The organism is Rhizobium sp. NXC14, assembly GCF_002117485.1.
Classification (GTDB): domain Bacteria; phylum Pseudomonadota; class Alphaproteobacteria; order Rhizobiales; family Rhizobiaceae; genus Rhizobium.
This window is the reverse complement of record NZ_CP021030.1, coordinates 1,957,512-1,970,504: the sequence shown is the minus strand read 5'-3', so window position 1 is coordinate 1,970,504 and position 12,993 is coordinate 1,957,512. Positions and strand designations below refer to the sequence as shown.

The window sequence follows — 12,993 nt, the reverse complement described above, 5'->3', positions numbered from 1 at the left end:
GGCCAAGGTTGTCCCTTGAGCCGCACTGCGGGCATGGCTCCTTACGAACGAAGGAGCTTTCTGACATGGGTTACTTCAGGGCGTCCCTCAGGCCGCTGATGACAGAGGCCCAGAAGATCACGACCACGGCCCCGACCAGCGGGCCGAGCGCCTTGAAGGCGAGGATGGCCGTGACGATCATGAACAGAAATAGGCTGAGGACGACGGCCATCGCGAAGAAGCCGCTGAGGAACTCGTGCATCGCCCTGCTCATGGTGCCACCTTCACGAGGCAATGCGGAGCGACCAGCGAGTAGTCTTCCTTACGCCACGCTCTCTTGTAGTCGATCTTCACCATCTGCTCGGTGAAGCCGACGACCTTGTAGGGGCCGGAGAGACCGCCACCGCGACCGCCCACGCCATGCACAACACGATCACCTACTGCGAGTTCTTGGTCGATGAAGTCCTTCATTCCTCAACCTCCACATAGATTGGCTTCACACCGTAGCGGTTCGAGCCATCAGGGATGGAGCGGGAGGCTTCCTTCGCAGTGGTCCAGACCTTGAAGCGGCGGGTGCCGCTCTTCGGCGTGTTCGTTGCGTAGTCCCAAGCGAGATAGCCGAGGAGCTTCTGGGTCATGCGTAGACCCTCCCAGCCTTGCGAAGGGCGTACTCGGCGTAGACCTTGCCGTTGACATCGGTCTTGATCGTCGAGGTGACCTTGTGGCCGGCCTTCTTGATTTCGAGGATGCGAGCTGCGAGGCGCTCGACGCCGAACAACTGACGGGCCACGAGTGGGGTGATGGAGTTGCCTGCAATCAGGTACTTGACCAGACGGTCGCACTGGCTGCCCGACTGGAAGACGATGGTCCTGACCTTCGGGGTTGCCTTCTTGACTGCCTCGACGGGGTCGACCTTGACCAGCGTGAGGTCAGCGGCGGGTACATACTGGTTGTAGTTGAAGCCCGACACCGTAACAGTGACCGTCGCGTCTTTGTGGGCGTAATCAACAACACCCTGCCGCCCCGCGAAGCCATGTTCGTAGAAGAAATCAGGCTGGCTGCGGTCTTCGAACGCGCAAACGAGTACCGTGTCGCCGGCCTTGAAGGGGTTGATCAGTTCAAGGCTATTGGCCTTGGACCAGCGGCAGTGGTTCGGCTTACCATGGCCGGCGCAATCATGGCCGAGCATCGTGGGGTTCTCGAACTCGACAGCCATTGAGGTGCCGTTTGTGTGGCAGAAGCGGACGCGGCCAATGCCGTATTGCGGGAATTTCGTGTGGCGAACATGTGTGCCAACAGCGTATTGCGTCATGGTGATCTCTCGGGAGTTGAGGTCGTAAAAACGAAAAGACCCCCACGGAGGGAACCGTGAGGGCCAGTTGGAGGTCAGCTTAAGTGGGTGGTAATCAGCCCGGGAGGCGGATGACCTGACCGACCTTCAGCTTTGCTGGGTCGACGTGCGGGTTGACCTTGAGGATTGCCTCGACGGTCGTTCCGTACTTCTTCGCCAGACTGAAAATCGTGGGGGTGGCGCTGGTGATCTCTACTGCTCGGGCGTCCGGTTCAGCCGGCACATGCGAGGTCTCGAAAACGCCGGTCTCGTTGATCCATTTGCGGACATCGAACGACGGGCAGTCCTTCTTCACACCTGGGAAATCCCGGTGTCCCTGAACGGTGACCCCAGGGTACTTGCCGCGCAGCTCACGGAGCTTGATCGCGAGCGTGGCGAACTGGGCCGGCGTGAAGTTGTTCTGCGCCTTCATGTTTGCATCGACACCGCCAACGAGGCAGATGCCGATTGAATTGGAGTTGTGGTTTTCGACGTGAGCGCCGACCACATTCTCGGGCCGGCCGAGTTCCACCGTGCCATCGCGGCGGATGACGAAGTGGTAGCCGATATCGATCCAGCCCTTCTCGCGATGCCACTGGCGGATTTCCTTCGCGCCGATGTCCATCTTGGGCTGCGTGGCCGAGCAATGCACGACGAGGTAGGAGGTCACCTTGCGAGGTGTGAACATGCTACTCATCGATCCATTCCTGGGGGATGACCTTCGCCGCGAACTTGAAGCCGTGCTTCAGGCACCAATCGGCGTAGGTTGTTTGTGATGTCTTGGAGATGCGGGCTTTGGGGTTCGAGAAGACGAACCGGATGTCCAGCTCGGGGTGCTGCGTCTTGACCAGCAGATGCTTCTGCCGGTCCTCGGTTACGAAGCGCCCCTTGGTTTCGATGAAGATACCGTTCGGGAGCTGAAAGTCTGGGGTGTACTTGGCCTTCCGCTCGGGCTTGACGTAAGGGATGACGACCTCCTCGTAGCGCGGGTTGATGCCCTGCGCCCGAAGCTGATCGCCCACCTTGTCCTCAAGACCGGAGCGGAAGCCCTCTCGAATGCCCACCGCGCGCAGTCCTGCTGCGGATGTGCGGTAGGTCATGTGATCCTTAGAACGGGATGTCGTCGTCGATGGTCTTCGACGAGGTGTCCTCGCCGCTCTCATCACCGAAGCCGCTCTCGTTCTCCTCGGTCGCCGGCTCTTCGTATTCGTAGCCGTCCTCGGCACCGAAGCCGTAGCTCGATGCGGAGCGCTGACCACCGGAGACGAGGTCGATGATCTGAACAGCCTTCAGCTTCAGCTTGAGGCCGGCCGCGCCAGTGCCTGGGATGAAGTACGGCTGGCATTCGAACGAGACCTTGGCCTCGGTGCCTGACCAGATTTCCGGGACCTTGACCATCGGCTTGCCCTTAGCGTCGAAGATCGCAGGCTTTGCGGCCCACTTCGTCTTATCCTTGCGCTCGCCGCTCGCAGCCATCGCGAACTTGAATTCGATGTAGCCGGTCGGCTGCTCGGTTTCCTGATCGTAGAGGGTCGTGAACAGGTCGTTCTCGGTGACCTTGCCGAGCTTCTTGCGGGTCTCGACCTTGAGTTCCTTGAACTTCGCTGCGGCCTCTTCCATTGCGGCCTGATAGTGCGGCATCAGGGCGGCGATGAAGGCCTTGGTTGCCGGTGCGTCAGCTTCGAGCACCAGCTTTGTGGAGTACTCGCCGTTCGGCTTCGGGTATTCCTTCGTGCCGTAGTCGACCTTGTCGATCTTCGGGAACTTCAGGGGACCGCGAGGGGAGTTGAGCGACGGGTTCTTCTTCTTGTCTGCCATATGGAAAGTCCTGCTGGAGAAAAAGGAAAAGCCCCCTCACCGGCTGGCGAAGGGGCTGAAAAAATCCACGGGTGGATTGGTGTAGTTAAAGCTTCGCCGTCTTGACCGGGGGGATCACCGGCTTCTCGCGGCTGGCTTCGAAGGTGGCCTTGAGGACGTGGTAGGTCCCGCCGATTTCCTTGGCCAAGCGCTGTGCCTCGGCCTCGGCAGCCGTGTTCGTGAGGTGGACCTTCGGCTTGCTGCCGGGGGCGTAGGTGGTGCCTTCGAGGGCGGCGACGATGAATCGACCGGTGACGGGGACTGCAGGTGCCTGGACGGCTTCAGTGACGGGTTCGAAGTACTTCGGCATCCGCCAGCCTGTCATGCCGTCGACCTTCAGCTCCGTGAGGCTGCTGTTGAATTCAGTTACGGTGAAGACCTCGCCCTTCCGGCTGCCCTGGAGACGACGAACACGGTCACCGATCCTGAAGCCTCCGACATGCTGGGTCGAAGTTGCCGGCTGCAGTTCGAGGAAGTTCTCGTGGACCTTGATCAGACTGTCGAACGGGCCACCGACGAACTTGACCATGAACCAGCCGCCAGCCTGGGCTGACTCGACCACGCCTTTCCGGCCGTCCATGCCGCGCGCACCGTAGCCGACGATGGCCTTGTAGGTGACCTTGTCGCCGGCCTTGAACTTGGTCGTTGCGGGGGCTTCGAGAGGGTAGGCTTCGATCAACAGATCGCGGAGCTGCTGCGCTTCAGCAGGAGAAAGGGTCAGATCAGGCTTGCTGACGATCAGGTTGAGGTGGGTCTTCGTGTTGACCGTGGCGAGCGTGACAGCGCCGGAGCGTGTCAGGCAATTGAGGCTAGACGGTACGACGGTAACGGACTTGTGGAACATGTTGTTTTCTCTCAGATGTCGAGGGCTGATGATCAGCGGGTGGAGCGCACGTATTCGAGGAGGGTGATGGGCACCCATTCGAGTTCCGATATGCGCTTGAAGTATTGGTGGACATAGCCTCGGCCCGAACGAGCCGGGACGATGGTTCTTCCGAACGCCCCCGAACGCGGGGACTTGAAAGTGACCTTGCCGATGCGGGAGTGGGTCATCACATCTTCCCTTGCGGGCAATTGCGCTCGGCCTGCCGCTCCAGTGAAGGCAGCGGGTGTTCAGGCAGATCGTGGTTGATGGAGTTGCCGAGCTGGACGTAAGGCTTGTCGGAGACCGAGACCTTGATGAACGCCCGCTTCCCGCTCTCGACGTTCAGCGACACCCGATGGATGTTCGTCTGATCGAGGCGATAGAGGTGGTTCACCTTGGCGTGTTCAAGCCGGTCGCCCTTGTTCGAGATGTTGTTTGCCCAGAACTCAAAGGCAGTCATGGACTCCTTGTGATCCTCAGGGACGCTGATACGTGTCCCCTCCGTGATCAGGAACTCGGTCGGATTACGGTCGGCCCAGATGTAGTTCAGGTCGTTCGTCAGGAAGCCGTCAGAGTGCCAGCCAGGACGATTGCCGGGGGCATCTGGGGTTACGTGGAGGATTTTGACGGAGAGATAGACGAAGCTCTCGCGCCAGCGCTGCATGCCGAAGCTCTCTCGAACATCGTCGAAGACAATGTCGATCAGCTCATCATATTTCTGCAACTGCTTGGGCAGCTTGTCCGAGCGTGTGCCTGCCACCTTGATGGGGAGGTAAAGCCAGAACATCATTTCGCTGGTGTCCAGCTCGATGCAGCCCAATTCCTTGGGGGCTGCGCCGTAGATCGCGGGGGTCAACTTGATCATCAGGCTGGCTGCTCCTCAGATGGCGAGCTTGAAGTGGAAGCGACGGAGGGCAGCCACGTCGTAGCCGTCTTCGCGCAGCTCCTGGCCGTGCTGGAAAGAGATTTCGCGTCCGGTATTCCAGAGAGCGATAGCGCGACCGAGCGCGCTCTGAGCCTTGTGGGCGTCGGAGTTGTTCATGTGATGAGACCTGCTGTTTGAGCTATTTGCTTAAGGGGGGTAATCGGCTGAAGCCCCGTGTTCTGAGGCCGCGCCGTGGGTTTGCTTAAGTGGGTGGTAATCCCCCTCAGAGGGATCACCTTGGTCGATATTAAATTCACCCGTGCATGCATTCAGGCAAAGAAAAACGGGCTCTCAAGAACCTGATTGAGATCGAGGTTGCCCTTGGCCGGCAGGTCGGGGAGCTTCTCCCCAGTCTGGGCCTCCAGTTCCTCCTTAAAGCGAGCCAATACATCCACCTGTGAGTACATCTGGACAAACTCCTCCCTAAGGTACCGTGCGAGAGCCCAGGCATTGCCCGCGTGGGTGCCGTAACTGTCGTGGATCATCGAGAAGGAGTTGATCCCTTCGCGCTTGCTTCGCCCAATGGTCTTCATCAGGTGCGAGGCGTCGAGCGAGTGGACCCAGTTCGGGCTGATACCAGACGCCTGCCGGCGACTGTCGATCTTCCCTACCCCGTGCTGATACGTGAGGCGAATGCGCTGCGAGTTGAACGTCGTGTCCACTCGCTTCGTGTTCGGCACACGGTAGGCCTGCTGCACGAGGAAGCCTACGGGCGTTGACCAGTTGATTGGAAGTCCCTCCTTCGAGGCAACCTGAGAGGCAGCCTGAAGCCAGTCCATGGCCTCGCGAGCTTTGACCACGACCTCACCGACCGAGTCCCAGATCAGACCGCCCATATACTGGGCTGCCTTGTAGCCATAGTCGGTGGGCTTTCCGTCATCGCCCCGGCTGACGAAGGGGTAGCTCTCGGGAGAGCCAGCCCGCCAGTCCTTGATGGTGTCCTCGTCGACCTGAGACACGAAGCCGAAGCGACGTGCCCCATAGGCCAGCGTCATGACCGGCCGCTTGGTGACCTTTCGGCCCATCTTCGGGAGCCATCCGGCAGCCATCTCAGCGACCGTGCAGACCACCTTCTCGTACTCCTCTCCGCTGTCAGTCTTGCCCTTGAGGACGACCAGATCGGTGCTGTTGAGATCGCGAGCGAGCTGTTCGCAGACGATATCGCAGACCCGCTGATAGATGTCCTGCGGCTCATCGGCAGGGATGAGGTTGACCGCAGCGCCACCGACCTCGTCGAGGAGCATTGCGGAGAAGTTCTGAAGGCCGTTGCAGGTGCCGTCCATCTGGATCGGAAGGCAGGACATATAGCCATAGCCTTCGCGCTTGAGGCCAGCCCACTCGAAGCAGAACGCAAGGAACTGCCACTTCTTCTCGCCCTTGTCCGCGTCCATCCAGAAGCGGTTGTCATAGGGGTTCTCAGCCGAGGCGATGATCTGCTCCTCGTTCCGCAACACCCACTGCACACGCTCCTCCATGTCGACCTTATCGTAGCCCCAGCAGCCGGCACCGTGGATCGCCAGCCACTCGGCCGCTTCCTGATCGTGGATCGGAACAGCGTTCGAGAAGGTGAGCAAGCCACGCTGCAGATCGTTGCCCTGAGGGGTCAGATACAGCGGGAGCGGATAGGCTCGGCCACGCCAGTCGAGGGTGTGGGGGTAGTAGAAGGCCTCCTCCCCCTTGAACTTCTCAGCGACACCCAGGGTGCGCAGGAAGCTGGCCCGACGACCAGAGACCGCAGCGTTCTCGACGTGCGTCCGGTGCGTCTCAGCCTTCCACGCCTTGAACTCTTCGAGCTGCTCCTCGGTCATGTCCTCGGTCTTCAGCTTCTCGCCGCCCTCGGGCAGCCAATGAGGACGCGCGGGCATCGGCAACTTGTCAGCCTGAGGCAGGCCAGCAACGCCGGCACCAGCCTCATAGAGGGTGCGGACCACGTCCAGAACCTGGGTGTTGATCGCCCAGGCGGTGTCCTGCAAGGCGTTGATCGCCTCATAGACCTCTGACAGGTCGCGGTTGGCCAGCTCTTCGAGGTACTGCTGGTTATGGGTCTTGACCAGCTTCAGGCGACGGAAGGCCGTGTAATAGCCGCCGTCGAAGGGCGAGGTCCAAGGCTTCGGCGGGACGATGGTGGGCATGTAGATCGGAAACAGGTGTTCGAGCCTGCTGTTCTCGGTCTCCATCCACTTCAGCGTTGCGTCGTTCGCGACGAGGAGTTCGAGGGTGCCGAAGCGGGCCGACTGAACCACCTGCTTCTCGATCAGGCCGGTTGCCTGGATGAACAAGTCGACCAGCTTCAGACCGACGAGGATGCGATCCTTCTCGCTCCACTCCTCCAGCTCAACGCCGAGCAGCCGTGCGGGGTACAGGAGATGCGACCACTTGCGCCGGTCGAGGCTCTCCTTCTGCGCCTTCTTCAGGAACTTCTTGTGCGCCTTCGGCATCTCCTCTTCGAACCTGCGGGAGTTGAACTCGTTCTCCAGCATCGAGCCGATGGCGAGCGAGGTCTTGGTGAGGTTCGACTTGCGGGTCACCTCATCGAGGATGACGCGAGCCGTGATGTTGGCGACCGTGTCGACATCGAGCTTATCGATGAACGCTAACGCCGTGTGGCGACGACCGGCCGCGCCGCTCTTGGCCTCGACCAGAAATGCGTCGATGGCTGCGACCACCTTCTCGTGAGCTTCGACGACGAGACGATTGACAGCGATCGTGTCGCTCATAGCCCCCTTCATGGAGGCCTTCTCGACGTTCGTTCTGAACCTCTGGATACCGGAGGTTCTCATCTCCTGTTCCAGTTCAAGCTGACGTTCAAAGAGTGGAGTTTCAAGGATGGAGTTATCGAAGGTCATTCTGTGGTCCTCGTCTTTGCGTGGGCCAAAGGCTCCCTTCCGGTCTCCTCTAAGGGGCCGGTTCTAGGGGCTTTGCTTAAGTGGGGGGTAATCGCTGTGGCATGGCTGCCGAGGGGCCGGTGCGGCTCCTTAAGTGGGTGGTATTTTCCCACGCCATGACACAAAGATGTGACATGCTTCCACTGGTGAATTAATAAGTAACCACCAGTGAATATATTTTAGATGAAAGAAAGCCCCAGTTTCCCGGGGCTTACTTACTATTTAAGGGGAGAAGTATTCGCGGGTGACTTGATGATAGGGACAGAACCTAAATCTGGCGTGTCTACCAATTTCACCATACCCGCGTTCACAGAACCGCATGCCTATGCCTGCGCATGAGGCCTTCCGAAGCGCGGCGTCTCTATATCACCCGATTTGGTCGAGGCAAAGGAAAAATGAACGTCCAATGACAGGCCATTCAAGGCCCAAAGCCGCCCTGCCCCGAAGGCTTCGGAGATCAGTAAAGCGGTTCGTCGTAGACCGGCTTGCCGTCGACGAGCAGGCTGCGAATCTGCGCGCTTCCATCCGGCGAGACCCTCACCGCTATGGCGACATTGCCATCGTTGCGGGCCTCCTCGATCGGCTTGCCCTGACCTTCCGGAACATAATAGCGCTCGATGCCGTATTCGACCCGGATGCTGTCGCCCGCAGCCATCCCGCCGCTATAGAAAGGCTTACTGCGCAGGATCACCGTCTCCGGCTGCGGCGGCAGCGCCTGGAAAGACGATTCGCTCACCGTCCAGAAACCGTCCGCCTGCTTCTTCAACCGGACCCACAGCATGCGTTCGCCGGGATTGGCGGGAATACCGCCGGAGACCGTCTGCACTGGCACCCTGGATATGTCGTAATTCAACACGACATAATCGCCGCGCAGGAAATCCCGTGGGTCGACCGGGGCGGTTTTCAGCAGGACCTCAGCGCCGCTGCCGAGGATCGATGCACGGCTCTGGATGATCGTGCCGAGGATCACGGTCTGCAAGCCGGCGACGATGATCGCCGAAAAGAGATATCCCTTGCCGGATCGCAGCCTAGCCATCAACGAGCTCATACGCGTGCCTCCCGTGAAAAGCGCCGCTCGAGACGGATGACGATCCAGGCGACGAGCGCCACCACGAGACCTGAGAACAGGAAGAGGCTCGACGTGCCGAGGATCGAGCCGACGGTGACGGAGGCGAGATAGAGCATCTCCGCGGCAAAGGTCGTATAGGCGAGATAACGCACCGCGCCGTTATCCCTGCCCTGCAGAGCGATCGCCAGCACGGCAGCGGCGAGCGTCGCCACCCCGAGCACCACCAGCCGCCAGCCTTGCTCGATCTCGATATGCAGCAGCAGCAAGCCAATGACGGCGATGAGTAAGCTGTAGAAAGCCGGCGCAGCGCCGGCACTCCTGACGAGGGAAGCGATACGGGGGTGCGGCAAGGCTGTCAGCGCGAACACCGCCATGCCGCCGATCGCGAAGGCGAGCGCCACCGCGATCTCCTCATAAAGAGTATAGAGCCAGGCGAGCCAGCCGATCAACAGCAGATAGGCGAGGTGACGGGCGCGCTCGGCACCGGTGTAACGCACCAGCGCGACTGTGATCACCGCCATGACCGGCGCCATCCAGGGATCAAATCCGATCCAATGCGTGTCGTTGTTCTCGAGATAGACGGCGAAGGACGCCCAGGAGAGAAAGCCCGCGACGACGACGACCGCGCCCGAACGAAACAAGATCGCCGAGACCGTCGCAATCGCGAACCAGAGATACATCACGGTCTGCTCGTCGCCGGAGAGATGATACATCTGCCCGACCAGCGAAATCGCGCCACCGAAGCTCATCGCGCCGATGACCAACAGCCCGCTTGCTGCCGTTGTCGCACCCCGGGCAAACATGGAGGCAGCGGCAATGTGCACAGCCCAGATCAGCGCGAGAATGGCGCCGACCCGCACCAGCCGCGGAATGGCGTCCCAGTTGGACGCGACGACCAGCAGGACGGCAGCAGCAAGCAGCACCGCCGCCAGCGCCATCAGCACTCGACCCAGCCTGAAACTTGCCGGACGGCTGTCATATTCGGTGAGAAGCTTGGCCGCCGTTTCCTGTCCAATCAGACCCTTGCCCACCCAGAGCGAGAGATCCCGCTCCAATCTGCCGCGATACATACCTCCACCCCTCATTTCCGTGTCGCTCGCTCCGGCGCTACGGCTTCCATCGTTATAGCCGCAGCAAGCGGCTTCGCAAACGCCCGTCGCGGCGACAAATATGCAAATTCCTCAGTGGTCTAATTTGGGTCAGATGTTAACCGGGCGCTAACGTCGCAACTGCTAATATGAGCATATGAAGGACAGACATGCGGTTTACGCATACCCATTATGTATTTATTGCACTGCAAAATATCAATTAGTCATACTATTTACCGCTCTATCGAAGCACGGGGATGGCGCCCCGGCCCGGTTTTCCGGATGCCCACGGACGTTTTGTTCGTGATGAGATTCGCAGCCGCGCACTCCTCCTCCCAAGCGCGCTGTGATAGACTGGCAACACTCCTCCTCCCAGTTGCCAGTCAATATAATGCGCTCGCCGGATCCTCCCCCGGCGGGCGTTTTTTTCGATTGCATCGTATACAATTCAAGCACTTAACGGCATCCGAGCTGCGGCGCTGCCACCAAAGCGAGATGTCGAAGTCCCCGTTGCGTGAAGCTGCGGGACCCCATCGCGATCCATCGTTTTGCCATTGGCATTGAGACGAATGAACAGCCTGTCGATTCAGCGCGAAACGCCAACGGACTGATCGTCAGCGGGGGCGGCTTTGTTTCATCGAAAGGCGAGTGAGCGGGAGAAAAGGCGGAATTCTCCAGCAATTATTTTGCCTATTCGTTGACCAGAATGCGGTAAGATTATGTAAAGCATTGCACGGTTCGCATGGGTGACTTGAAAACTTGGCTGTTTTCGTTCTTCGCGACGCAACATATATTCCGGCCATCAAATAGAGGTCAGCGCCGATCGGTGGCCGCTGGCAGATCAAACCCTAGGAAAGGGGCTTAACATGAACATCACTCGCTCTTTCAACAACTGGCGCAAGTATCGTCAGACCGTCACGGAACTCGGTCGCATGACCAACCGCGAATTGCATGACCTCGGCATTGACCGTTCCGACATCCATCGCGTCGCTCGCGAAGCTTCTTCTCGCTAATTCAAGGCGATCACTGCTTCCTCCAAGCAGATCGCAAATGATTGAAACGCCCGCTGCACCGCAGCGGGCGTTTTCTTTTGCAAACAATGCACTTCCGCTCCGGTTGCGAACTTCCCCGTTCTTTCGTCCGCTTAAAAAATATTCACCGCTCAAATTGCGAGCATCATCGTGCACAATTGCATGGCAGACGCCTCTTATTTGCACTGCACAATGCGACCGATATCGCCTATATAAACATCAACCGCAGAGAGACAGGCGATCCCGCCGTCCCGCGGATATTTGTTCGAGGAAGAAGACAATGAACCCGATCCGTATCGCAAAAAGCTGGCTCAGCTATCGTCGTACAATCAACGAACTCGGCAGCCTGTCGAACCAGACCCTGTCTGATATCGGTGTCAGCCGCTACGACATCCGCAACATCGCATCCCGCTCTTTCCGTTAATCGCGGGTCTCGCAACGGTCACGATGTTTCAAGACGGCGCCATTATGGGCGCCGTTTTTGATTCCGGGTGTTGGATCGCACCTGCCGACATGATATCAGCCCGGAATGAACACGATCTCCTCCTACTCCCCTATCCACGTCGTCGGCGGCGGGCTTGCCGGTTCGGAAGCCGCGTGGCAGATCGCCAGTGTGGGCGTACCCGTCATTCTGCATGAGATGCGCGGCGTGCGCGGCACGGATGCGCACAAGACCGACGGTCTTGCCGAACTCGTCTGCTCCAATTCCTTCCGTTCCGACGATGCGACCAGCAATGCCGTCGGCGTCATCCATGCGGAAATGCGCATGGCGGGGTCGCTGATCATGGCCGCGGCCGACCGCCACCAGGTACCGGCCGGCGGCGCGCTCGCCGTCGATCGCTACGGCTTCTCCGAGGCAGTCACCAAGGCAATCCACGACCATCCGCTCATCACCGTCGTGCGCGAAGAGATCACCGGCCTGCCGCCGCGTGAGTGGGATCTAGCCATCGTCGCCACCGGACCGCTGACGGCGCCGTCGCTCGCAGCCGCGATACAGGCGGAGACCGGTGAGGATTCGCTTGCTTTCTTCGACGCCATTGCGCCGATCGTCTACCGCGACAGCATCGACATGGATATCTGCTGGTATCAGTCGCGCTACGACAAGATCGGCCCCGGCGGCACCGGCAAGGATTACATCAACTGCCCGATGGACGAAGCGCAATACAATGCCTTCGTCGACGCGTTGATCACAGGCGACACGGTCGGTTTCAAGGAATGGGAAGGCACCCCCTATTTCGACGGCTGCCTGCCGATCGAGGTCATGGCCGAACGCGGCCGCGAGACACTGCGCCACGGGCCGATGAAGCCGATGGGTTTGACGAACGCGCATAATCCGACCGTCAAGGCCTATGCCGTCGTGCAGCTGCGGCAGGACAATGCGCTCGGCACTCTCTACAACATGGTCGGCTTTCAGACGAAGCTGAAATACGGCGCGCAGGCGGAAATCTTCCGGATGATTCCGGGTCTTCAAAATGCGGAATTTGCCCGGCTCGGCGGCTTGCACCGCAATACCTACATCAATTCCCCCACCCTGCTCGATCCGTCGCTGACGCTGAAATCACGACCGGGCCTGCGTTTTGCCGGCCAGATCACCGGCTGCGAGGGGTATGTGGAAAGCGCCAGCGTCGGGCTGATGGCCGGGCGTTTCGCCGCCGCCGAACGCAAGGGTGAGGCAATCTCGCTACCGCCAGCGACGACGGCACTTGGTTCGCTGCTCGGTCATATCACCGGCGGGCATATCGTCACCGACGAGGAGCCGGGCAAGCGATCGTTCCAGCCGATGAATATCAATTTCGGGCTGTTTCCCGAACTCGAGCCGGGCTCGATCGTCAAGCCCGAGGGCGTCAAGCGCTTTCGCGGCAAGGACAAAACGATCATGAAACGGCAGTTGATCGCACGTCGCGCGCTTGCCGACTGCGCCGCCTGGCTCGGCCAGACGCCGACCTTTGCCGAAAGTGCCTAAG

Annotated in this window: 17 protein-coding genes; 3 read left to right on the top strand and 14 right to left on the bottom strand. The window is 59.8% G+C overall.

What is annotated here, in order from left to right; all coding sequences use genetic code 11:
• Nucleotides 1-70: 70 nt before the first annotated feature.
• The 14 genes from NXC14_RS09665 to NXC14_RS09615 all read right to left on the bottom strand — a co-directional run bounded on the left by NXC14_RS09665 (nt 71) and on the right by NXC14_RS09615 (nt 9,980).
• Nucleotides 71-253, bottom strand: coding sequence for a hypothetical protein (locus tag NXC14_RS09665; RefSeq protein WP_085777952.1), 183 nt, complete (start codon nt 251-253; stop codon nt 71-73).
• Entirely contained in the window at nt 250-450 is a 201-nt protein-coding gene (locus NXC14_RS09660; RefSeq protein WP_085777951.1) for a hypothetical protein, read from the bottom strand. Before NXC14_RS09660 ends, NXC14_RS09665 begins: the two co-directional genes overlap by 4 nt.
• Nucleotides 447-617, bottom strand: a complete 171-nt coding sequence (locus NXC14_RS32360) for a hypothetical protein (protein ID WP_157131388.1) — start codon at nt 615-617, stop codon at nt 447-449. Before NXC14_RS32360 ends, NXC14_RS09660 begins: the two co-directional genes overlap by 4 nt.
• Nucleotides 614-1,291: a helix-turn-helix domain-containing protein gene (locus NXC14_RS09655; RefSeq protein ID WP_085777950.1), complete on the bottom strand. Its 678-nt coding sequence runs from the start codon at nt 1,289-1,291 to the stop codon at nt 614-616. The genes NXC14_RS32360 and NXC14_RS09655 overlap by 4 nt, the downstream gene beginning before the upstream one ends.
• Nucleotides 1,292-1,385: 94 nt before the next feature.
• Nucleotides 1,386-2,006 (bottom strand): N-acetylmuramoyl-L-alanine amidase, encoded by a 621-nt coding sequence (locus NXC14_RS09650; protein WP_157131387.1) that lies wholly within the window; start codon nt 2,004-2,006, stop codon nt 1,386-1,388.
• Nucleotides 1,999-2,409 (bottom strand): endodeoxyribonuclease, encoded by a 411-nt coding sequence (locus tag NXC14_RS09645; protein ID WP_085777949.1) that lies wholly within the window; start codon nt 2,407-2,409, stop codon nt 1,999-2,001. The genes NXC14_RS09650 and NXC14_RS09645 overlap by 8 nt, the downstream gene beginning before the upstream one ends.
• Before the next feature lie 7 nt (nt 2,410-2,416).
• On the bottom strand, nt 2,417-3,127 hold the full coding sequence (locus NXC14_RS09640; protein ID WP_085777948.1) for an ssDNA-binding protein: 711 nt from the start codon (nt 3,125-3,127) through the stop codon (nt 2,417-2,419).
• A gap of 85 nt (nt 3,128-3,212) precedes the next feature.
• Nucleotides 3,213-4,010: a hypothetical protein gene (locus tag NXC14_RS09635; RefSeq protein WP_085777947.1), complete on the bottom strand. Its 798-nt coding sequence runs from the start codon at nt 4,008-4,010 to the stop codon at nt 3,213-3,215.
• A gap of 32 nt (nt 4,011-4,042) precedes the next feature.
• Nucleotides 4,043-4,219, bottom strand: coding sequence for a hypothetical protein (locus tag NXC14_RS32355; protein ID WP_157131386.1), 177 nt, complete (start codon nt 4,217-4,219; stop codon nt 4,043-4,045).
• A complete protein-coding gene (locus NXC14_RS09630; RefSeq protein ID WP_085777946.1) occupies nt 4,219-4,896 on the bottom strand; it encodes a hypothetical protein in 678 nt (225 codons plus the stop codon). The genes NXC14_RS32355 and NXC14_RS09630 overlap by 1 nt, the downstream gene beginning before the upstream one ends.
• A gap of 15 nt (nt 4,897-4,911) precedes the next feature.
• Nucleotides 4,912-5,073 (bottom strand): hypothetical protein, encoded by a 162-nt coding sequence (locus NXC14_RS32350; RefSeq protein ID WP_157131385.1) that lies wholly within the window; start codon nt 5,071-5,073, stop codon nt 4,912-4,914.
• A 152-nt stretch (nt 5,074-5,225) separates the two neighbouring features.
• The gene (locus NXC14_RS09625; RefSeq protein ID WP_085777945.1) at nt 5,226-7,802 is read right to left on the bottom strand and encodes a DNA-directed RNA polymerase; all 2,577 of its coding nucleotides are present in this window, start codon (nt 7,800-7,802) and stop codon (nt 5,226-5,228) included.
• A gap of 496 nt (nt 7,803-8,298) precedes the next feature.
• Nucleotides 8,299-8,889: a GDYXXLXY domain-containing protein gene (locus NXC14_RS09620; protein WP_085777944.1), complete on the bottom strand. Its 591-nt coding sequence runs from the start codon at nt 8,887-8,889 to the stop codon at nt 8,299-8,301.
• A complete protein-coding gene (locus NXC14_RS09615; RefSeq protein ID WP_085777943.1) occupies nt 8,886-9,980 on the bottom strand; it encodes a DUF2157 domain-containing protein in 1,095 nt (364 codons plus the stop codon). Before NXC14_RS09615 ends, NXC14_RS09620 begins: the two co-directional genes overlap by 4 nt.
• Before the next feature lie 884 nt (nt 9,981-10,864).
• On the opposite strand from NXC14_RS09615, the gene NXC14_RS09610 reads away from it, so the two are divergent.
• The 3 genes from NXC14_RS09610 (at nt 10,865) to trmFO (ending at nt 12,992) form a co-directional block, all read left to right on the top strand.
• On the top strand, nt 10,865-11,011 hold the full coding sequence (locus tag NXC14_RS09610) for a DUF1127 domain-containing protein (protein WP_004678838.1): 147 nt from the start codon (nt 10,865-10,867) through the stop codon (nt 11,009-11,011).
• A gap of 298 nt (nt 11,012-11,309) precedes the next feature.
• Entirely contained in the window at nt 11,310-11,453 is a 144-nt protein-coding gene (locus tag NXC14_RS09605; RefSeq protein ID WP_085777942.1) for a DUF1127 domain-containing protein, read from the top strand.
• A 105-nt stretch (nt 11,454-11,558) separates the two neighbouring features.
• Nucleotides 11,559-12,992, top strand: a complete 1,434-nt coding sequence (gene trmFO, locus NXC14_RS09600; RefSeq protein WP_085777941.1) for a methylenetetrahydrofolate--tRNA-(uracil(54)-C(5))-methyltransferase (FADH(2)-oxidizing) TrmFO — start codon at nt 11,559-11,561, stop codon at nt 12,990-12,992.
• Nucleotide 12,993 lies beyond the last annotated feature (1 nt).

Bases quoted from the DNA above. Each gene is read 5' to 3' on its own strand.
- NXC14_RS09665 (WP_085777952.1), bottom strand. From the start codon at position 253: ATGAGCAGGGCGATGCACGAGTTCCTCAGCGGCTTCTTCGCGATGGCC.
- NXC14_RS09660 (WP_085777951.1), bottom strand. From the start codon at position 450: ATGAAGGACTTCATCGACCAAGAACTCGCAGTAGGTGATCGTGTTGTG.
- NXC14_RS32360 (WP_157131388.1), bottom strand. From the start codon at position 617: ATGACCCAGAAGCTCCTCGGCTATCTCGCTTGGGACTACGCAACGAAC.
- NXC14_RS09655 (WP_085777950.1), bottom strand. From the start codon at position 1,291: ATGACGCAATACGCTGTTGGCACACATGTTCGCCACACGAAATTCCCG.
- NXC14_RS09650 (WP_157131387.1), bottom strand. From the start codon at position 2,006: ATGAGTAGCATGTTCACACCTCGCAAGGTGACCTCCTACCTCGTCGTG.
- NXC14_RS09645 (WP_085777949.1), bottom strand. From the start codon at position 2,409: ATGACCTACCGCACATCCGCAGCAGGACTGCGCGCGGTGGGCATTCGA.
- NXC14_RS09640 (WP_085777948.1), bottom strand. From the start codon at position 3,127: ATGGCAGACAAGAAGAAGAACCCGTCGCTCAACTCCCCTCGCGGTCCC.
- NXC14_RS09635 (WP_085777947.1), bottom strand. From the start codon at position 4,010: ATGTTCCACAAGTCCGTTACCGTCGTACCGTCTAGCCTCAATTGCCTG.
- NXC14_RS32355 (WP_157131386.1), bottom strand. From the start codon at position 4,219: ATGACCCACTCCCGCATCGGCAAGGTCACTTTCAAGTCCCCGCGTTCG.
- NXC14_RS09630 (WP_085777946.1), bottom strand. From the start codon at position 4,896: ATGATCAAGTTGACCCCCGCGATCTACGGCGCAGCCCCCAAGGAATTG.
- NXC14_RS32350 (WP_157131385.1), bottom strand. From the start codon at position 5,073: ATGAACAACTCCGACGCCCACAAGGCTCAGAGCGCGCTCGGTCGCGCT.
- NXC14_RS09625 (WP_085777945.1), bottom strand. From the start codon at position 7,802: ATGACCTTCGATAACTCCATCCTTGAAACTCCACTCTTTGAACGTCAG.
- NXC14_RS09620 (WP_085777944.1), bottom strand. From the start codon at position 8,889: ATGAGCTCGTTGATGGCTAGGCTGCGATCCGGCAAGGGATATCTCTTT.
- NXC14_RS09615 (WP_085777943.1), bottom strand. From the start codon at position 9,980: ATGTATCGCGGCAGATTGGAGCGGGATCTCTCGCTCTGGGTGGGCAAG.
- NXC14_RS09610 (WP_004678838.1), top strand. From the start codon at position 10,865: ATGAACATCACTCGCTCTTTCAACAACTGGCGCAAGTATCGTCAGACC.
- NXC14_RS09605 (WP_085777942.1), top strand. From the start codon at position 11,310: ATGAACCCGATCCGTATCGCAAAAAGCTGGCTCAGCTATCGTCGTACA.
- trmFO (WP_085777941.1), top strand. From the start codon at position 11,559: ATGAACACGATCTCCTCCTACTCCCCTATCCACGTCGTCGGCGGCGGG.